The 20512-nt window shown below is 37.9% G+C and carries 20 protein-coding genes; 6 read left to right on the plus strand and 14 right to left on the minus strand.

Annotated elements, in window-relative coordinates; genetic code table 11:
* Window positions 1-20: 20 nt before the first annotated feature.
* Window positions 21-608 carry a TetR/AcrR family transcriptional regulator gene (locus ACTJKN_RS01390; protein ID WP_440822000.1) on the minus strand — a complete coding sequence of 196 codons (588 nt, stop codon included), beginning with the start codon at window positions 606-608 and terminating at the stop codon, window positions 21-23.
* Window positions 609-733: 125 nt separating this feature from the next.
* On the opposite strand from ACTJKN_RS01390, the gene ACTJKN_RS01395 reads away from it, so the two are divergent.
* The 3 genes from ACTJKN_RS01395 to ACTJKN_RS01405 all read left to right on the plus strand — a co-directional run bounded on the left by ACTJKN_RS01395 (window position 734) and on the right by ACTJKN_RS01405 (window position 3440).
* Complete coding sequence (locus ACTJKN_RS01395) at window positions 734-1645, plus strand: helix-turn-helix domain-containing protein (protein ID WP_230141565.1); 912 nt, start codon at window positions 734-736, stop codon at window positions 1643-1645.
* 82 nt (window positions 1646-1727) lie between these two features.
* Window positions 1728-2570 (plus strand): SDR family NAD(P)-dependent oxidoreductase, encoded by an 843-nt coding sequence (locus tag ACTJKN_RS01400; protein ID WP_440822002.1) that lies wholly within the window; start codon window positions 1728-1730, stop codon window positions 2568-2570.
* A gap of 18 nt (window positions 2571-2588) precedes the next feature.
* Window positions 2589-3440 carry an SDR family NAD(P)-dependent oxidoreductase gene (locus tag ACTJKN_RS01405; protein WP_440822004.1) on the plus strand — a complete coding sequence of 284 codons (852 nt, stop codon included), beginning with the start codon at window positions 2589-2591 and terminating at the stop codon, window positions 3438-3440.
* A gap of 201 nt (window positions 3441-3641) precedes the next feature.
* Here ACTJKN_RS01405 and arsB read toward each other — a convergent pair whose 3' ends face one another.
* The 6 genes from arsB to ACTJKN_RS01435 all read right to left on the minus strand — a co-directional run bounded on the left by arsB (window position 3642) and on the right by ACTJKN_RS01435 (window position 10150).
* Window positions 3642-4706 carry an ACR3 family arsenite efflux transporter gene (arsB, locus tag ACTJKN_RS01410; protein WP_440822006.1) on the minus strand — a complete coding sequence of 355 codons (1065 nt, stop codon included), beginning with the start codon at window positions 4704-4706 and terminating at the stop codon, window positions 3642-3644.
* Window position 4707: 1 nt separating this feature from the next.
* A complete protein-coding gene (locus tag ACTJKN_RS01415) occupies window positions 4708-5127 on the minus strand; it encodes an arsenate reductase ArsC (RefSeq protein WP_440822008.1) in 420 nt (139 codons plus the stop codon).
* A 19-nt stretch (window positions 5128-5146) separates the two neighbouring features.
* Window positions 5147-5713: a DUF6428 family protein gene (locus ACTJKN_RS01420; RefSeq protein WP_440822009.1), complete on the minus strand. Its 567-nt coding sequence runs from the start codon at window positions 5711-5713 to the stop codon at window positions 5147-5149.
* Between the two features lie 38 nt (window positions 5714-5751).
* On the minus strand, window positions 5752-6081 hold the full coding sequence (locus ACTJKN_RS01425; RefSeq protein WP_230141576.1) for an ArsR/SmtB family transcription factor: 330 nt from the start codon (window positions 6079-6081) through the stop codon (window positions 5752-5754).
* Between the two features lie 225 nt (window positions 6082-6306).
* Complete coding sequence (locus tag ACTJKN_RS01430) at window positions 6307-7713, minus strand: DUF6794 domain-containing protein (RefSeq protein ID WP_440822012.1); 1407 nt, start codon at window positions 7711-7713, stop codon at window positions 6307-6309.
* Window positions 7714-7864: 151 nt separating this feature from the next.
* Window positions 7865-10150: a GH92 family glycosyl hydrolase gene (locus ACTJKN_RS01435; protein ID WP_440822013.1), complete on the minus strand. Its 2286-nt coding sequence runs from the start codon at window positions 10148-10150 to the stop codon at window positions 7865-7867.
* A 352-nt stretch (window positions 10151-10502) separates the two neighbouring features.
* Between ACTJKN_RS01435 and mnmA the strand changes: the two genes are divergently transcribed.
* Window positions 10503-11594 (plus strand): tRNA 2-thiouridine(34) synthase MnmA, encoded by a 1092-nt coding sequence (mnmA, locus tag ACTJKN_RS01440; protein WP_440822015.1) that lies wholly within the window; start codon window positions 10503-10505, stop codon window positions 11592-11594.
* A 247-nt stretch (window positions 11595-11841) separates the two neighbouring features.
* Here the strand turns inward: mnmA and ACTJKN_RS01445 are convergent, their stop codons facing one another.
* On the minus strand, window positions 11842-12156 hold the full coding sequence (locus ACTJKN_RS01445; RefSeq protein WP_230141584.1) for a hypothetical protein: 315 nt from the start codon (window positions 12154-12156) through the stop codon (window positions 11842-11844).
* 281 nt (window positions 12157-12437) lie between these two features.
* On the opposite strand from ACTJKN_RS01445, the gene ACTJKN_RS01450 reads away from it, so the two are divergent.
* Window positions 12438-12800 carry a response regulator transcription factor gene (locus tag ACTJKN_RS01450; RefSeq protein WP_440822017.1) on the plus strand — a complete coding sequence of 121 codons (363 nt, stop codon included), beginning with the start codon at window positions 12438-12440 and terminating at the stop codon, window positions 12798-12800.
* A gap of 96 nt (window positions 12801-12896) precedes the next feature.
* Here the strand turns inward: ACTJKN_RS01450 and ACTJKN_RS01455 are convergent, their stop codons facing one another.
* The 4 genes from ACTJKN_RS01455 to ACTJKN_RS01470 form a co-directional block, all read right to left on the minus strand.
* Window positions 12897-13493 carry an FMN-dependent NADH-azoreductase gene (locus ACTJKN_RS01455; protein WP_440822019.1) on the minus strand — a complete coding sequence of 199 codons (597 nt, stop codon included), beginning with the start codon at window positions 13491-13493 and terminating at the stop codon, window positions 12897-12899.
* 162 nt (window positions 13494-13655) lie between these two features.
* Window positions 13656-15605, minus strand: a complete 1950-nt coding sequence (locus ACTJKN_RS01460) for a glycoside hydrolase family 97 protein (protein ID WP_440822021.1) — start codon at window positions 15603-15605, stop codon at window positions 13656-13658.
* Window positions 15606-15674: 69 nt separating this feature from the next.
* Window positions 15675-17297, minus strand: coding sequence for an FAD-dependent oxidoreductase (locus ACTJKN_RS01465; protein ID WP_440822022.1), 1623 nt, complete (start codon window positions 17295-17297; stop codon window positions 15675-15677).
* A 265-nt stretch (window positions 17298-17562) separates the two neighbouring features.
* Entirely contained in the window at window positions 17563-18246 is a 684-nt protein-coding gene (locus ACTJKN_RS01470; protein WP_440822024.1) for a DUF4142 domain-containing protein, read from the minus strand.
* Window positions 18247-18414: 168 nt separating this feature from the next.
* Between ACTJKN_RS01470 and ACTJKN_RS01475 the strand changes: the two genes are divergently transcribed.
* Window positions 18415-18726, plus strand: a complete 312-nt coding sequence (locus tag ACTJKN_RS01475) for a hypothetical protein (RefSeq protein ID WP_440822026.1) — start codon at window positions 18415-18417, stop codon at window positions 18724-18726.
* A gap of 51 nt (window positions 18727-18777) precedes the next feature.
* On the opposite strand, the gene ACTJKN_RS01480 is transcribed toward ACTJKN_RS01475, so the two are convergent.
* Both ACTJKN_RS01480 and ACTJKN_RS01485 read right to left on the minus strand, forming a co-directional pair.
* The gene (locus tag ACTJKN_RS01480) at window positions 18778-19602 is read right to left on the minus strand and encodes an ion transporter (RefSeq protein WP_440822027.1); all 825 of its coding nucleotides are present in this window, start codon (window positions 19600-19602) and stop codon (window positions 18778-18780) included.
* Window positions 19603-19636: 34 nt separating this feature from the next.
* Complete coding sequence (locus tag ACTJKN_RS01485; RefSeq protein WP_440822029.1) at window positions 19637-20488, minus strand: SDR family oxidoreductase; 852 nt, start codon at window positions 20486-20488, stop codon at window positions 19637-19639.
* Window positions 20489-20512: the final 24 nt, after the last annotated feature.

A 20512-nucleotide genomic window follows, 5' to 3' on the forward strand; every position in this document is an offset into this window, starting at 1 on the left:
ATATTTTAGTTTAAAAATTTTTAGCTGAGGCTATTGATATATTTTTTTAACGAATCCATAATTAAATTCCAATGTGCAGGTTTTGCGGTCAACCTCGAAATCATGATGCCACCTTCTATTATAGCAATAATTGTTAACGCAACTTGCTCTGGATTGTGATCTGCATTGATTTCTTTAGTAGAAATACCTGATTCAACCAGTTTAGCAATTTTATTTTTCCAGCCTAAAACTGCTTTCAAAACTTTTTCCCGCAATTCGGGATGGGTATCATCAGCGTCAACTGCAGTATTTAAAACAGGACAACCTCCTTCTGACACTGTACCATCGATAAATTTTTGGTAAATATTAATGTATACCAAAAGCTTATCCTTTACGCTGACCTGTTTGTTCATGTCAGCATCTATCCTTGATGAAACATTTTTAAGGTTATAATCAAAAGCCGCCAGCGCTACTTCATCCTTATTAGCGAAGTTACCGTAAATACTGCCTTTGGTTAAGCCTGTGGCAGCAGTAATATCATTTAAAGAAGTGCCTGCATAACCTTTCATATTAAAAATAGGCGCCGTTTTCTCTACAATGAAATTTCTCGTTTTTTCGGCCTTGGTCATGTTCTTTTAAATTGATGATGCAAATATATACCAATCGGTATATTTAATCCAAATATTTTTATCATCGAAATCTCCTTTTAATTACATCAATTTATTTTAGGTTTGAATTTTGTAACTTTGATTTTATGAATAAGCCAGAAACCATTGAAGATTTTTACCAGAACAAATTTAGTTTCTTACCAGACAACCTACGGAACGGCGTAGGGCATTTTAACGTTTTCAAGTTAGAAGATTGTTTAAGGGATGATCATAAGCCAATGAGTTATAACCGAAGGGATTATTACAAAATCTGCCTTACCCGCGGACATAACGTTTACCACTATGCCGACAAAAGCATTGAGATTAATGGAACCGCTTTAATCTTCTTCAATCCGCTTGTACCTTATACCTGGGAACTGGCCAGTGGTAAACAAAGCGAGGTGACAGGTTATTTCTGCATTTTTACCGAAGCTTTTTTTACTGAAAAGATCCGTGGAAACATAGGTGATTTACCCATGTTTGTACCCGGCGGGAAACCAGCGTATATTTTAAATGAAAAACAAGACGCTCAAATAGAAAGCATTTTCGATAAAATGTTCGAGGAAATCAATACGGATTACATCTATAAATATGATTTGCTCAGAAACTATATTACTGAAATTACACACTTTGCGCTAAAAACACAACCATCTGAAACACTATTTAAACATACTGATGCCAATACAAGGATCACTTCTGTTTTTACGGAGTTATTAGAGCGTCAATTCCCCATCGAAACGACTACGCAAAGGCTTACCATGCGCTCAGCAAAAGATTATGCTTCGCAACTTTCGGTGCATGTAAACCACTTAAACCGTGCAATTAAAGAAACCACTGGCAAAACCACTACACATTATATTACTGAGCGTTTATTAAGTGAAGCTAAAGCCTTACTCAAGCATACCGACTGGAATATATCAGAAATAGGTTATTGCCTCGGTTTTGAAGAGCCTACACATTTTAATAACTTTTTCAAAAAACTAACTAACCACACCCCTACTTCTTACCGAATTGTTTGAATTTCGTAATCATAAGTTTGATTAACGTAATAAAACGAATTCATTTGCACTGTAATTTTGTCTTAACAAAAAGGAAAAAACTATGGGCAAGAAAAAAGTTTGGTTTATTACCGGAGCTTCAAAGGGCTTAGGATTAAGTTTGGTTCATCAGTTGCTAAATGCCGGCCAATATGTTGCGGCCACATCAAGGAATATCAGAGAACTTAAAAAAGCAGTAAATAATGATAGCGGAAAATTCCTTGCTTTAGCCGTTAACCTGGCCGATGAACAAAGCGTCGAGGATGCGATAAGGACAACTATTACAAAATTCGAAAGAATCGATGTAGTCTTCAATAATGCAGGTTACGGAATCGGAGGTAGTATTGAAGAGCTTAGCGATGCAGAAACACGCAACAGTTTTGATGTTAACGTTTTCGGAACACTGAATGTCATCAGAAAAGCTTCACCTTATTTAAGGGCACAACGAGCCGGACATATCATCAACATTGCATCAATTGCAGGTATTGCAGGCGCAACAGGCTGGGCGGTATATGCAGCAGCAAAATCGGCTGTAATTGCATTATCAGAAGTATCGGCAGAAGATCTAAAAGAATTTGGCATAAAAGTGACTGTCGTGGCTCCTGGTGCATTCAGGACCAGTTTTTTAACTACTGATTCGTTGATTTTGGCTGCCAATCCAATTGCCGAATACGAAGAAGTGCGGGCAATACACAGCAAATACCTAAAAATGGATGGTCAGCAGATCGGCGACCCCGAGAAAGCTGCTGCTGCAATGATCTCATTGGCAAGTATGCCTAATCCACCCCTTCATTTACTTTTAGGAAACGACGCTTTTCAAAGAGCAAACAACAAGTTAGAATCACTACAGAAGGAATTTAGAGACTGGAAAGCCATTACAATTTCAACAGATTTCGACAAAAATTAACTCAATAACAAAAACATTATGGAAAATCAGAAAGTATGGTTTGTAACAGGCGCATCAAAAGGCCTGGGACTTACATTAGTAAAAACATTATTAAGCAATGGCCTTAGCGTTGCTGCAACTTCAAGAAGCCTGAGCGATTTAATAAACGCAGTTGGTGAACACGAAAACTTTTTGCCACTAGCTGTTGATTTAATCGATGAAAGCAGTGTAGAGACCGCAGTTAGCCAAACGATCAGCAAATTTGGTCAGATAGATGTGGTGGTAAACAATGCAGGCTATGGCATGCTGGGTGCTTTAGAAGAGTTAAGCGATAAAGAATCACGCCAAAATTTCGATGTGAACGTTTTTGGTTCGTTAAACGTCATCAGAAAAGTACTTCCTCAATTACGGAAACAACAATCAGGTCATATTTTCAATATTTCTTCAATCGGTGGCTTTTCAGGTAACTTCCCTGGCTTCGGAATATATTGCGCTACAAAATTTGCGGTGGTTGGTTTTACCGAATCGTTAGCGGCTGAAGTAAAATCGATGGGAATCAAAGCAACAATTGTAGAGCCAGGTTATTTCAGAACGGCATTCCTAACTGAAGGATCATTAGCGGTACCGAATAAACCAATTGATGCCTACAAAGAGGTACGCGACTCGCAAGCGGCACACCAAAACGACATCAATAACCAACAGCCAGGCGATCCGGCCAAAGCAGTTGAGGTGATTATTGAAGCTTCAAAAAGTGAAAACCCACCGCTTCATTTATTTTTAGGCCCTGATGCTTATCAGGTAGCTGATGCAAAAATTGCAGATGTACAAAGAGATATGGCCAATTGGAAATATTTAGCAACCGCCACTAATTTTGATGAGGTTGGCGCGTAGTATCTAGAGCAATCGTCATTTCGAGTTTTAATTTATTACATAAAGCTCAATATAAATGACAAAAGGTTTTTAGCAGGGATTTATTGCTGCAAGAAATCGTCATTGCGAGAAGGCTTTTCAGCCGACGAAGCAATCTTACAACGACCGCTAGTAGCGTGAGCTTCAAGATTGCTTCGTGCCTCGCAATAGTAAAGGTTGATCTTATGTTCTAAAATATCGCCTTCTAAACCATTGCGCCAGGTTAACCAGTGCAATTAATGCTGGCACCTCAACCAACGGACCGATTACACCGGCAAATGCCTGTCCTGAATGGATACCGAAAACACCTATTGCCACAGCGATAGCCAATTCGAAGTTATTACCAGTTGCCGTAAACGCAATAGCGGTACTTTTGCCATAATCGGCTCCAAAATACCTGCCCGCAAAAAAACTGATTACAAACATGATCACGAAATAAATCACCAAGGGTAATGCAATTCGCAGTACATCAAACGGAATCTGTACAATTAATTCTCCTTTCAAACTAAACATCACTACAATGGTAAATAACAAGGCAATTAAGGTTATAGGCGAAATCATCGGTACAAAAGCAGAATAAAACCACTCTTCGCCTTTCCAATTGATCAGTACTTTTTGACTTATAATACCGAGTACAAACGGAATCCCAAGATAAATCCCTACACTCTTTGCAATTTCTGCAATGGAAATTGATACAGAAAGGCCTTTTAAACCAAAAACGGGTGGTAAAACCGTAATAAAAAAATAGGCAAATACACTGTAAAGCAATACCTGAAAAATACTGTTCAGCGCAATCAAACCAGCGGCATACTCTCGGTTCCCATCGGCAAGTTCATTCCATACCACCACCATGGCTATACACCTGGCAAGGCCGATCATAATTAAGCCAACCATGTATTCGGGATAGTCATGTAAAAATGCAATGGCCAGAAAAAACATCAAAATCGGGCCGATTATCCAGTTTAAAAAGAGCGAAGCGCTCAATATTTTTACATTTTTAAATACTTCGCCTAAATTCTGGTATTTAACTTTTGCCAAAGGCGGATACATCATCAGGATCAATCCGATGGCCAAAGGAATGTTTGTACTCCCGCTCGAAAATGAATTGATCAAGACCGCTGATGAAGGGAATAAAAAGCCTAAGCCCACCCCCAATAACATGGCTAAAAAAATCCACAGCGTTAAATAACGATCTAAAAAACTGAGGTTTTTTCTTTGAGCTGCCGGTGCACAAATATTTGCTGACATATTAGCGTTTTAGGTTTTTGTTTACAAAATCTTTCATGTAAACCTTCACCAGATCTCTTGTATTTCTAAACTCGGCCATGATTTCTTCATCGGTACCTACGGCTTTTGCAGGATCGGGAAAGTTATGGTGCAGTTTTATAGCCTGCGTTGGGAAATACGGGCAGCTTTCTTTCGCATGATCGCAAACGGTAATCACATAATCAAAAGGCACATCAAAATACTCCTCGATATTGTTAGAGGTTTGGCCTGAAATGTCAATTCCATCTTCGGCCATTACTTTCATTGCTCTTGGGTTAACACCATGAACTTCGATGCCAGCACTGTAGATTTTGGCGGTGTTTTGGGCAAAATGTTTCAAATAACCTTCTGCCAGTTGACTTCTGCAACTATTTCCGGTGCAAAGCACCAATACATTTTTCATGCCTATAAATTTTGAATCATTAACAACATCCACTTCCTGGAGAACAACTATTTTGATCAGCTACTAGATTAACCAGTTCGACTTTTTGTTTTATCGGCTGAGCAGGCGCACAACATTCTTCGCCGGCTTCGGTGGTACCACAGCTTCCGCCACGGTTAATCGCTTTGCATTGGGTAGCATCGGGTGTAAGATCCAAAACCAGGTTTTCCCCATCAATTTTAAATTCACCTGGAAACATCTGCCTCGTATCGAACGCAGAATTGCCAAATTCAATTTTCACAATTCCATTAGGGTTTAACGGCAGTTTGCTTTCTACCAGATTTATAATGGATAATGCTTTTTTTACCTGCATGGCCCTACCCTTTTCTTCTTCAGTAGGTTCCCATAACTGTACAATAATTTCGGTCCAGGCGTTCATCACACCTCCACAGTCTACCGAAACAATCGGTGCCTGTTTAATTTCGGTGATGTGATAATTGGCATTTACCCATTTACCTGGTGAATATTGAAACTGTAATACCAATTCTGGATGTTGCTGAAGCTCGGCCTTAAAGCTGCTCCATTCTGTATAAGATGTATTGATCATAATATTGCAATTTAACGATTGATTTAAGTAAAAAATTTTTAACAGCAGTTCTGTCCGCCTTTATATGAGGCAAAGAAATTGCCTAGCTGTGTTTGTAATAACTTCCAGGTTTTAGGTTCTATACAATAGCAAATACTCACCCCCTCGATAGTGCCTTGTATAATACCTGCATTTTTAAGTTCTTTTAAATGCTGAGAAATAGTAGCCTGAGCTAAGCCAAGTTCCTCAACCAAATCGCCACAGATACAAGTATTCGATTTAAGGATACGCTGAAGAATCGCAATCCGCGCAGGATGAGCCATTGCTTTTAATAACGCTGCCATTTGATTCTGCTCTTCGGTGAAAATTTCTGTTTTGGTAAGTCCCATAATTTTATATCGCAATATTACGATAGATAATTTAGATATCAAAATTTATTTTAATTTTCTATTTTCATCAGAAACAGATTATCTACAAAATTGGATAGTTTATTGGCCTTTTTGATTTTAAAAGAACCAATCGATACGAAAACACCTTATTTATGGAGGTTTGATTGTTGCAGGGAGTTTGTTGATTTTACTTTAGTCATATCTCGCGACTGCATTATTTATTCATTAGTTCTTTAAGGGATGCTTTAATTCAAATTTGGGCCCAGCTTCCTGATTCCCCTTAAGCCAGCCGTAATATTCGCCTAAAATGATACTGGACATTCCATCTGGCTCAGAAAAACCCCTTTGCACAAAGTAAGTTTGTAACCTTGAACCACCCCATAATCCCCAATTATTCCTGATCCACATGCCCAATCCATGATGTAAGCTCAATACATCGCTTCTTTCTTTAAAGTTTTTAATCATCTCCCTGTCAATTGGTTTTAAAATTTTATTTAACTGTAGAAAACAATCGTTAAGATTAACGGGGATATAAACATGATTAATAGAATCTAATGTTAAACGCTTGGCACGTTCCTTCTTTTGCTCTTCTTTCTCTATCAAAAGTTCTTGTTTAGCTAAAGAATCAACAGGGTTTCTGAAACCGCCCAGAAAGAATTTGAAATATTGTTTTTCTGTTTTTTCCGACAAAAAACTGGCATCAAAAGTATTGGTCGTCATTATTGCCCTAATTTTATTTTCATCAATTTCTTTGGCACAGCTTAGTGTGTCAATTTCAAAATTACCGCTTTTTGTAAGGTAGCCCGCTAAAACGATCCGATATATTTTATAATTATAAAAGTCGCTGGTGTTTGTCCCCACATACTTTAATCCAGTCTTATTTTCTATCTCTACTGCAAGTTTTTTATTGGTTTTCTTGATAACAAAATCTGGAATGTATTTATAGGCATATTCGAAAAAATCGGTTTTTGGCATCTCGCGTTTAAGTTTTTTGAGCTTTTCATAAACTGATCGGAAAGGAACTTTTTTTATAATTTCACGCTTTTTAAGATCATATAGCGTTACCATCTTTTTTGTATCTACACAGTAAACAACATCATTATAATTAAGCACATACTGCTCGTTTAAAAACTTCTCCTCATCACTTGTGCCTTCTTTAAATACGACAAGCTCTGGCTTGCTTTTTTGATAATCGATTACCATACTCGAATTATCGTAAAACAGATTACATTTCTCTACATCAGAATTACAGCTTGAAAATTCCTTTGTACTATAAGTTTCTGCCCTTTTTCCATCCTTATAGATAATAACATTCTTAAAACCATCATCATGATAAGTCGCATTTGCCAGATAAGCTATTGTGGAGCCATCATTCGAAATGGTTAAGAAATACCGGTCAAAAGTATATACATCAAATGAACGGTTGATTTCATACATTACTTTATCGGCCTTGTATACTATAGATCTGCCTCTGGTAGTTGGACATTCATCATCGTACGAATAAGATTTAACCGAGAATTTTCCGTTGGAAGAAAAAACTTCTGTGATTGGAACACGAGAGGTTGAAAACTGGCTAAAAGTAGGTATACCTAGTAATAAAAGAAATGCGAATGTGAGCGTTATTCTTGTCATGCTATTAAAATAAATAAAAATAGTTAATCGGTTAGATTATAGATGTTAAAAGATCTTAAATTCCACAGGCATTAAACATAGCTTTCATTTAAAATAAAAAACCGTTAACTAAAATTAGTCAACGGTTTAATTTGTACAGGGATGAGAAAAATTATTTCTTAGGTTTTGCGCTCATGTAAAAAGTAAGCTTTCCGCCGTTGGTAATATCGGCATGTTTGATTTTATGATCGGTAATTTCTTTGCCGTTCAATAAAACTTTCTCTACATAAACATTTTTATCGCTTTGTTTAATGGCTTCAACAGTAAATGTTTTACCGTTTTCTAAGTTAATTACAGCATTATTAACCAACGGACTACCTAACGAATATACATCAGAACCTGGTGCTACCGGATAAAAACCTAACGAAGAGAACATATACCAGGCGCTCATCTGTCCACAGTCATCATTTCCACCCAAACCATCAGCAGTAGGCTTGTATTGCATGTTTAAGATGTGACGGATCTGCGCCTGAGTTTTCCATGGCTGATCGGTCCAGTTGTAAAGGTAAGCGATATGGTGTGCAGGTTCGTTACCATGTACATATCCGCCAATAATACCTTCGCGGGTAATATCTTCAGTATGCGCAAAAAACTCGTCGGGTAAATGCATGGTAAACAAAGTATCTAAACGGGTTGCAAATTTCTTTTTGCCGCCCATCATTTCAATCAGCGAAGCCGGATCCTGCGGAACAAAGAAACTGTAGTTCCAGCTATTTCCTTCAATAAAACCCTGTCCTTCGGTATCTTTCGGATCGAATTGCTTTTTAAAAGAACCATCTGCCAATTTAGGCCTCATGAAACCAGTAGCACTATCGTAGTTGTTTTTCCAGTTGTTAGAACGTTTGATAAATTCGTCGTAAACATCCATACGGTTTAATTTCTTGGCCAGTTGCGCAATAGACCAGTCATCGTAAGAATATTCTAAATTATTGGAAACCGAAATGCCCGATTTTTCTGCCGGGATATAACCTTTATCCATATAATAGCCAATTCCCTCGTAATCGCGGTGTTTTGCTGTTGCAATGCAGGCATCCAACGCTTTGTTCGCGTCGCCATTATAAGTGCCCTTAATAATCGCATCAGAGATTACAGAAACACTATGGTAGCCGCTCATACACCAGTTATCGTTGGCATAATGCGACCAGATCGGCAACATGTGCAAACTACTCTGATCGTAATGTGCCATCATCGATTTCACCATATCATTACTGCGGCTTGGCTGCATAATATTAAAGAATGGATGTAGGGCCCGGTAAGTATCCCAAAGCGAAAATGTGGTGTAATTGGTAAAGCCTTCGGCTTTATGTATCCCTTGATCTAAACCTTTATACTCGCCATTAATATCGGTATAGGTTGTTGGATTGATAAAAGCATGATATAAAGCGGTGTAAAAATTGATTTTATTATCGTTAGAAGTAGTTACCTGTATTTTATTCAATTCTTTATTCCAGGTAGCCTGTGCCTGAGCCTTCACTTTTTCGAAATCCCAGCCCGAAATTTCTGCACGCATATTTTGCAAAGCATTTTCCTGGCTAACCGGCGATAGCGCAAATTTAATTTTAATCTTCTCTCCTTCCTGGGTATCGAAATCGAAGTACATTTTTAACTTTTTGCCAGCAATTTCAGGAAAGTTCTGCTCCTGGTTAAACTTGCCCCAAAAGCCTCTATAAGCCTGTTTGGCATCATAGCTTTTACGTCCATAGCTTTTAAAAGCTTTTGAAAAGCTCATCGCAAAATAAACGGTTCTGGTTCTGGCCCATCCGTTGGTTTGGCGGTAACCGGTAATCAGGGTATCGTTCACCACCCGAACGTAAGTCCACACAGTTTTTTCTTCATAATTATAAATACCTGCCATCAGATCGAGAATAATGTGCGATTGATCTGATTTAGGAAAAGTATACTGGTGCATTCCCACCCTCGTTGTTGAGGTTAATTCGGCGGTAATGTTATCATCATCTAATTTTACTTTATAATAACCTGCCTCTGCAACTTCATTGGTATGCGAAAATGCCGAACGGTAACCACTTTTCGGATCTGATGCAGTACCAGGATTCAATTGTAATTTACCTTGTGTAGGCATAATGAGAAAATCACCCAGATCGGAGTGACCAGTACCGCTAAAATGGGTATGACTAAAGCCGGTAATGGTTTTATCTTCATATTTATAACCCGCACAGTATTTATATACATCGCCATTATATTTTCCGTTTACTTCGTAAGATAAAGTATCCGTTTCGGGACTTAGCTGTACCGAGCCAAATGGGACTGTTGCGCCAGGATAGGTATGCCCCATTTTAGATGTACCAATAATGGGCTTAACATACTGCACCAGATTCTGCTGTGCCGATGCAACCAGGGCCGATAGCAAAAGACAAGGCAGGATAATTTTTTTAATCATATCAGTTTTAAAATTTAGCTTGTTTTGTTGAAAATTCTAAGGTATTAATTTATCTTCAAATATGCATAAAACATAACACTAAAACGTTTAAGTAAAACAAAAAATACATTTTATAAGCTTGAAGATATAATTTATTATGATTCAAACCTCGTAGGTTTTAAAAACCTACGAGATTTGTGCGAGTTCTTTTTTATTGCCAAAGACCACAGATGATATTACTGGGCCACCTGAATCACCTTAGCGCCCTAAATAACAAGCGGTAGCAATTTAACAACCGCTTTTTACAAGTAACTGACTTGCTTTAAATAATTTCAGCTAAATAAACCTTATTTTTGCATCCAATATTTTTAAGATGAGTAAACACGGTAGAATTCTGGTTGCCATGAGTGGCGGGGTTGATAGTTCGGTAGCGGCTGTAATGTTGCATGAGCAGGGTTATGAGGTTATTGGCTTAACCATGAAGACCTGGGATTATGCTACTTCTGGTGGTAGCAGTAAGGAAACCGGCTGTTGCTCATTAGATAGTATCAATGATGCCCGTACGCTTGCCGTAAACTATGGCTTCCCCCATTATATCCTTGATATCAGGGATGAATTTGGCGATTATGTAATCGATAATTTTGTTGATGAATACCTTGCCGGAAGAACTCCCAACCCATGTGTATTATGCAATACACACATTAAATGGGAAGCGCTTTTAAAACGTGCCAATAAACTCGATTGCGAATTTATTGCAACCGGTCATTATGCTAACATCCGTCAGCAAGACAGCGGCCGTTATGTAATTTCGAAAGGAAAAGACGAAAATAAAGATCAATCTTATGTACTTTGGGGCGTTTCGCAAGAAAACCTTTCGCGAACTAAATTTCCGTTGGGCAGCTTTGCAAAATCTGATATCAGACAGATGGCTTTAGATATGGGGCAAGAGGAACTGGCCAAAAAATCGGAGAGTTACGAAATCTGTTTCGTACCTGATAACGATTACAGGGCTTTCTTAAAACATAAAGTAGAAGATTTAGAAGACAGAGTAGCCGGCGGAAATTTCATTTTAAGTAATGGAATGGTTGTTGGGCAACATAAAGGTTATCCTTTTTATACGATTGGCCAACGTAAAGGTTTAGGCGTTGCCTTTGGCGAGCCCATGTTTGTAACGCAGATTCTGCCAGAAAGCAATACTGTAGTTTTGGGTAAAGCTGATGAGCTTGAACGCCGCGAAGCCATGGTACGCAACATTAACCTGATAAAATATGCAAGCATTGAAGAACCAATGAATGATGTGATTACCAAAATCCGCTACAAAGATGCAGGTATGTTAAGTACAATTGTTCAGGAAAAAGATAAAATGCGTGTGGTATTCGACCATAATGTTTCAGCAATTGCACCAGGACAATCGGCGGTATTTTACGAAGGAAATGATTTATTGGGCGGAGGATTTTTAGTTTAACGTCCCCTACCTTCTAATAAAAAACGAGTTGCCAATGGTAACTCGTTTTTTTATTTGATTATCAGGTTATAACTAGACGATTCATTATGCTGATCCGATAGCTATCGGATTTAGTTCAGCATCTTCATACCATCTACTTATTTTAAACTTTTATAATAGATCCATCATAAAAGTAAGTTTATCGAATTAAGATTCCCACTTACGCGAGAATGACGACCGCAATAAAATACACGATAGAAGTCTTTTTTTATTCACTCCCTTTAAAAACATTAATAGAAGCTGTTTTCCAATGGATATAACCTAAATTACCGCAGGTTTGGGCTACAAAATTTTCTACATCCTCTGGCACATCGTTAACAACACGCCATCTTATTTTATATTTGGGGTTATAACTTATATATACCACTAAATCATCACTACGTTGCCCAATGGCCTGTAAATGTTGTAAATGAATATCCTGCAGATCTGCAGCAGCAATCCTCAGTCTTTCATTCATGATTTTACCTAATGAAAGATCTGGTCTAAAATCTGTTTCGAATATGGCTAAAACGGTAACGGTCATAGAAAAAAATAAATATATCAGCAAACCAAGCAAGAAGCTTTTTGTTTAAAATCATCAATTAAATACATCAGATTACTTATGATGTATCCTGTCTCTTCAAAAGCAAATCTATACTAAAAAAATTAGTATCAAAATTTATTTTTATATTTTTTTTAGTCAGCACAAAAATTATAGAAACGCATGACACGGCGTATCAAAAGGTTAATAACTCCAGTATTGTGCATAACTATCTTAAACATCTGATAGCTAGACTAGTTATCTATATAACAAAAGTTGAGCTTATGAAAAAGTGCATCTATGTAGTGGAAGACAATCCAAGTATCAGGGAAATCATCGAATTTTTATTGATCGAAGAACTTTACGAGGTAAAGACCTGCCCTAACACCAACGATTTTTGGTTTCAAATGAGCAAACACCTGCCAGATATGGTAATTCTTGATATTATGTTGCCTGATGGAAATGGCCTGGATATCTGCAATACCCTAAAGCGAAATATTAAAACACATGATATTCCGGTCATGATGATGTCGGCTAATAACCACTTGAACACAGTTAAGGCCAAATGTGATGCGGAAGATTTCATCAACAAACCATTCGATCTGAATGATTTTGCAAGTAGGGTTGAGAAATATTTAGTAGCATAATTTTTTAGTCCAAAGTCATTAGTTCCCAGTCCTTAGTCGATTTGAACAATCAACCAATTTGCCAAAGAACTAATGACCAATGAGCTAATAAACCACTTAAATGGCTATACTTTCGATTGCTTTATCCAAAGCCACATCCTTTAAATCTGGGATGCTTAGGCCTTCTGCTCGATATGCAGTAATATCAGTCATACCCATAAAACCAAGAACCGATCTTAGATAAGATTCTGTAAAATCATAAGGTTTCATCGGTCCTTCTGAATACACACCTCCGGAAGAAATCGCCAGATATACTTTTTTGTTTTTTACCAAACCTTCGGGGCCTTTTTCTGAGTAGCTGAAGGTTTGACCGGCACGTGCAATATGATCGATCCATGCTTTTAAAGTAGAAGGAATACCGAAATTATACAACGGCGCACCAATTACAATCACATCAGCATCTTTAAGTTCGGCAATGGCCTCATTTGAATGTTTTATCGCTTCCGAAAATTCTGCCGTGTGATTTTCTTGCGGTGTAAAAAAAGAATTGATGTGTACCTCTTCCAAATGTGGAAATGGGGTATTGGTAAGATCATGTGTAGTTAAAGTGCTTCCCGGATTTGCAGCCTGTAATTTTTCAACAATCGCATTTCCCAATTTAATACTGAAAGATGCTTCGCCCCTTGGGCTTGATATAAGATGTAATATTTTCATTTTTTTGCCTTTTTATGTCTGGCAAAATTATAGATACGAAGTATCAAAAAGCTATTACTATACCAGAGGATAGCGCTATCCTTTGGTATAGTTGCTACTTCATCCCAATAAAAAAGGAGCTTATTTAACTGATAAGCTCCTTCAACAAAAACATTAATTTTGTTATTTAACTTGCTCGATTACAGCAACAAAACCACCGTCTTTTACCATATTGATATCGATTGTTTCTCCTGCTTTAATTGGTTTTACGATACGTTTAAAATCCATTGCCTGAAAATCGGCATTGATGCCATCTTTGATCAGGGTGATCTGGTAATTTGTATTTGGTTTCAAAAAACCGGTTTCAATTTTCAAGTCGTGTTTTTGATCGTTGCCCATAGCACCAATAAACCATTTTTCACCTTTACGTTTGGCTGTAACGATATATTCGCCAACGCTTGCATCCAGAATTTTAGTTTCATCCCAGGTTACGGGAACGCTGGTAATAAACGAAGTGGTTTCGGGCTCTCTTAAATAGTTAAAAGGATTATCGGCCAACATTTGAAAACCACTTTCAAAAACAATATACATGGCCAGCTGATGCGCCCTGGTACCAATGCTCATGGTATTTACCCAGCTAGGTTTATAATCCTCTTTATGTGCCGAACGCATGGCCCCAGGCGTATAATCCATCGGCCCCACAGCATTACGCAAAAATGGAAGGAATAAGTTGTTGTTCGGCGTGGCCAAACCGCCTCCAATATTTTGTTCCATACCTATAACGCCTTCATAAGAGAGCACATTGGGATAAGCTACCTCTAAACCAGCTGGTTTAAATGCACCATGAAAATCGACCAATATATGGTGTTTAGCCGCCTCTTTAGCCACGCGGGTATAGTAATTTACCATCCATTGATCGCTCCTGTCCATGAAATCGATTTTCACTCCTGCAATTCCCCATTTCTCCAGGGTTTCGAAAATATTGAAGTTATTTTCGACTGCCAGCCAGGTAAACCAAAGTACAATTTTTACATTTTTTCGTTTACCATACGCAATTAACTCTTGCAGGTTAATGGTTGGATTAGGTTCGAAAGGATTAAGTGTTGTTTTTGCCCAGCCTTCATCCATAATAATATATGGAATACCAAACTTTGAAGCGAAATCGATATAATATTTATAGGTATCCTGGTTATAACCCGATTTAAAATCTACTCCATAAACGTACGCATTGTGCCACCACTCCCACGTAACCTGGCCAGGTTTTATCCATTTGGTATCCTGCAACTGGTTGGGTGTACTTAATTTATAAACCATTTGGTTCGCAGCTAACTGGGTATCCTTATCGGTAATGACCAAAAAACGCCATGGAAATGATCTTTTGCCAGCTGTTTTTGCAATATAATCAGCTTCTTTTAAAATTTTCTGACTTCTGTCTCCATCTTCTCCAAAAGCCAATGGCACCTTTGGAAAAATGGCATCAACTGTTTTATCATCAGTCGCTTTTACGAACAAACAAGGATAATCATATAGATCTGCTTCAGATAAAAGTGCTTTATATTTTCCTGTATTAAACAATATTGGCAATACACTCATCTTCTCTTTATTCACTTTTCCCAGCTCGTTTTGACGGTATAAAATCTCATAGGAAGTTTTAAAACCACCTGTTTCTAAATAAGCTGCTTTAACCGGATCGTTAAAATTAAGATGTACATCTTCACTGTTTACAATGATAGAGTCTTTTTTATTGGTGATGAAACGATAAGCAATTCCGTCGTTATAAGCCCTGAACTCCACACTGAAATCGCCCTTAAAATCCAATCGCAATAAATTATACTGATTTAGTACAGTACTATTTTTAAGCGGAACAATTGGATTTGAACTGGTATTAACCGAAGAAAATATTTTCTTCAACAATTTGGGATTTGCACCAAGTTTCGCCTGATCCAGGTTTAGCTGTAAGTACGAACTGGCCAAAAAAGGATCGCCATTAAAGGTAACCGCATAGCCAATTTTATCTTTAATGGCTACCGATATTTTGATCCGTTTATCGGGGGATAATAAAACTATTGGTGCGCTAAAAAGTTTTACGGTGAACAACAGCAAAAAAATGAACAGTGATAGGTGTTTTTTCATATTTAATTGGGTTTCTTTCTGTGAAGATTTATTTGGTCAGTTTAATTCCTACTAACTTAATAAATCGTTTTAGTTAGTTAAAGTTAAACACTGTTTTTGATTTAACAACAAGTTTTTTAATTCATTGTAGTTTACATCCTGAATGTTGATTTTATGATCGATAGCTAAAGACGCAGCTGTGGCCGCTGATTCGCCCAGGATCATAAATACAGGCTCCATCCGAACAGATCCGTAAGCAATATGAGAAGATGACAAACAAACGGGAACCAGTAAATTTTTGCATTCGGTTTTCTTGGGCACGATAGCCTGATAGGAAATGCTGTAAGGCCTTGGAGCTTTAACGCCGATATCACCTTCATTTTGCACGTAACCTTCGGGCGTAACATAACGTTGCACATTATGAGAATCTAAGGCGTAAGACCCCATCCCTATCGGATTTGGCACTTCTTTTTTGCTCAAAACTTCGTTCTCCGTCATCACAAAATCTCCTATCATTCTCCTCGCCTCCCGTACATAAAGCTGATAGGGCCAGTTTCCGTTATCCTTAAATTCATCTTTCGCCAAACCCCATTTTTTAACCTGCTGCTGAATTTTTTCGGGCATCCTTGGATCGTTGGCCATAAAGTACATTAATCCTTTTTGATAATTTTCGTGAGCTTTGATAATTTCTTTCCGTTTTATGTAATCTGCTTCAGGATAGGCATAATTCATTCCAATAAAATCGGTACTAAATGGTCCGTGGTTATTGGTATCTGTTTTATGGTTCGGAATAGGATCGTATTTATTAAAAAGCTCGTCCCAACCAGCATAAAACACCCTTAACAGCAATTCGTAATCCACGGCATTGTAGCGTTCCGGTTTTGGAAACTCTATTTTGTTTTCGGCTTTATTGGTCAGGCACATCCTATAACAATACGCCTGAAGCTTATCGTCAGCGGTTCCATTTGGCCCAGGTTGATCAGTAGAAATACCCTTCAACAGGCCGCTTGTTTTATCTCTGGGAATTTTATAGGGATCGATATTATTTTTAAAATAATGTGCATGCTGAAAGACCAAGGCCTGTACCCCATTCCACTTTTCGTTATAGGTATGGTTCGCTTCCCTGCCCACATGGTAGCTTACTTTAGCTGCAGCCATTAAATCGCCTTCATAAGTAGCATCGATATACATTTTTGCATTAAAAATTTTGCCAGATAAGGTTTTGATACTGACAATCTTACCATCTTTCATCTTTACACCCTGTTTTCGCTCTAACCATTCATTTCGGTAAATTTTTAATTTATTTTCTTTAACAAAATCTTCCATAATCTGCTCAGCAACATGAGGTTCGAAAATCCACATAGTTCGGTCCGTTCCATCAATAGCAGGTGTACCTTGTCCTTTGTTACCGTACGCTTCTTTTTTCTGCCATTTCCAGGCACTAGCTTGCTGGTAATGCTGATAAACCTTTTGATAAAATGTTCTGGCGAGGCCACCAATTACGGATTTATCTCCCGTATCGGTAAAACCCAGCCCTGAAGATGATAAACCACCAAGATGGCGGTCGGGTGAAACCACGATAACACTTTTACCCATTTTGGTAGCTTGTACGGCAGCAATTATAGCAGCGGATGTCCCGCCATAAATTACAATATCTGCCTGATGCTGTTCCGCTTTTGGCTTAGCATAAACCGTAAAAAAGATTGCGCTCAAGGCTAAAAAGCATACGAAAATTTTCTTGCTTGGTATGAGGAGTGTCTGCAAATAAAACCTACAGCATTTACTACAAATTTCTGCATATTGGGTTTCACTTTCTTGCTGTGAAAGGATGAAAAATCCTTCCTCTGAAAAATGTTTTATTGGAAACATATATTGGCCAGGTTTAAACAAATATATTAATTATTTAAACTTACAAGGCCAATAAATCGTTTTAGAAGAATGTAAGAGCAAGGTTACAATGCTAAATAACTTAAAGTCATTATTTAGCCAGAGCCTGAATATGTTTTAGATGTTTTTTCAATACTGGTAAATATTTATTTGCATATGCTTTGACATCATTATCGGTAGATTTCGATGCTTTCTCAAATAATGCAACCGCATTTTGATGATCGGTGATCATCATCTCAACATAAGCTTTATCAAATGAAGCCCCGCTTAACTTATTTAATTTTTCAATCGCATTGGCCACATCAGCTTCAGTAGCACCATTTACGATTTTTTTCGCCAGACCGGTATTACCTGCCTCACCTCCGGCATTTTTAGTCCTCGAGGTGTCTTTCATGTTTTCAGGTGATGAATCCACCCTGCCATCTGGTCGTAATTCACCTTCTGGCCTACTCATTGGCAAATTTACTTTCTTAAATTTCGCCAATGACCTTAATTCTTCATTGGCCTTGCTATGATCATCAACCATCATCTGGCCAAATGCCTTTATCTTTTGATCAGTTGCTTTCTCTGCTGCAAGTTTCCCGGTCGATACCTCTTTCATTCCGGCAATAGCTGTCTGTTGCAGAAATTGTGCAGTGGTTAAACTATCTTGTTGATTAATGTAATCAGATGATCTTGCATAATGCCAGTCAGCTTTTGCAACAGCATTAAATGAAGTAGCTGAAATGATCATTCCCACTACTGCTATTTTTCTGGTATTGAAATGGTTTTTCATGGTTAAGTAATTAAGGTAAATGCATAAATAAAACCCCATTAACATTTAAAAAGTTTGAGCAAATCAGATCAATTCTTTAAAAATCTTACAACACCAGTGGTTTAAGATTTTAAATTTTCTCTAAACTTAATCTGATCTGAATCTGTTCTACTATAAAAGACTTTTACTATGGAAAATCTAGAAAACAATCAACCAGAAGAAGAAATTCAAAACATCGAACAGTTCCAGATCAACCGTTCGGAAGGAAATGCAGCAGATGGTCATGCTACTCCAGAGTTATCTGAAGACGAGGGATATACAGATGATGAAGTGCAATATGCTGATGGCGAAGGCACACAATTAAATGAAGAAATTGAAGGTCCGGAAGACGAAGAAGATGAGGATGACGAAACAGAAACGGATGACTATAACGAATCGGATATAGAAGAACTGGATAAAGATCCGAATGCATACGATGATGAAGACAGCGAAATGTTATAAGCTAATTTATTTCTGTTATAAAAGATGCCAGGTTAGTATTATCTGGCATTTTTATTTAAACAAAGAAGAGCCACAATATTTGCAAAACAAGGCATCGTTATCATGCCCTTCCCTACTACAGCTCGGACAAGATTCGGGTAATTCTTTTTTCTGTCTGGCGGCAACAGCAATATCATGGGTAATGATCCCGGTGGGTACAGCAATAATGGCATAACCGATCAGCATCACTACAGAGGCTACAAACTTACCCAGTGGCGTGATGGGCGAAATATCGCCATAACCAACGGTTGTTATGGTAACGATGGCCCAATAAATACTCTCGGGAATATTTGAAAATCCATTTTCACGCTTTTCTACCAAATACATAATGGAGCCCAGAATTACGGTGATGGTTAAAACGGTGAGCAGGAATATGCTGATTTTCCTCACACTGTTTTTCAGTGCCTGGGTTAAAAAATTAATCTCCGTTAAAAAATGTCCGAGTTTGAATATCCTGAAAACACGAAGTAGCCTTAGTGCCCTAAAAACCAGTAAAGATTGTGCACCAATAAAAAAGATACTCAAATAAGACGGTAACAATGCAATAAGATCGATAATGCCTAATGGACTAATCACATAACTGACAGGTTTTCTTATACTCACCAATCTCAAAATGTATTCGACTGTGAAAAGCGCAGCGAAAATCCATTCCATAATATTAAACAGTTTGCCGTATTGCTGATGGATACCAATAACGCTGTCTAGCATTACCACAATGATACTCGAAAATATGGCAATCAATAAACCTACATCAAATGCTTTACCTGCAGGTGTGTTCGATTCGTAAATAACTTCATGAAGCTTAAAACGCCAATCTTTAGGTGGATCTGATGCCATGGAAATGGTTTAAATTTCATTAAAGGTAAAGAAATTAACCGTTTACCACTTCTCCACCATTTACATGAATTACCTGTCCGGTGATAAATGATGCATCGTCTGATGCCAGGAATACATAAGATGGTCCAAGTTCTGAGGGTTGACCAGCCCTTTCCATGGCTGTTTCAGATCCAAATGACTTGATCTTTTCTTCATCAAAAGTAGACACAATGAGTGGTGTCCACACAGGTCCCGGCGCCACAGCGTTCACCCGAATACCTGCTTTGGCTAAATTAGTTGCTAGCGAACGTGTAAAAGAAGTTATTGCGCCTTTTGTTGAAGAGTAATCGATCAGATTTGGCGAAGAACGATAAGCCGTTACCGAGGTGGTATTGATAATGGTATCACCTGCCTGAAAATATTCCAATACCTCGTGCGCAAAGTAAAAATAGCCAAATATGTTAGTACGGAAGGTATCTTCCAACTGTTTATCGTCAATTTTTTTGGGATCTTTCTGCGGAACCTGCATACCAGCATTATTTACCAAAATATTGATCTTTCCAAACTCTTTAACCGTTGTTTCTACTGCTTTTCTACAAAATGAAGGATTTTTAACATCTCCTTTAATCAATAAACAACTTTTACCTTCAGCTTCGACCATTTTCTGGGTTTCTATTGCATCAACATCTTCGTCCAGATAAACAATAGCAATGTTGGCACCTTCCCTTGCAAAATGGACTGCCACCGAACGACCAATGCCACTATCTCCACCGGTAATCAGGGCAACCTTATCATTCAGTTTTCCTGCTCCCTTATAATTTGCTTTAATTACTTCAGGTCTTGGATCCATCTTTGCCTCTATCCCTGGTTGTTTGTTTTGTTTGGCCGCTGTTTTTTGAGTTTTCATCGTTTCTTTTGTCAAATTAAGTTC

Source organism: Pedobacter sp. 22163 (assembly GCF_052045595.1).
Taxonomy (GTDB): Bacteria; Bacteroidota; Bacteroidia; order Sphingobacteriales; family Sphingobacteriaceae; genus Pedobacter.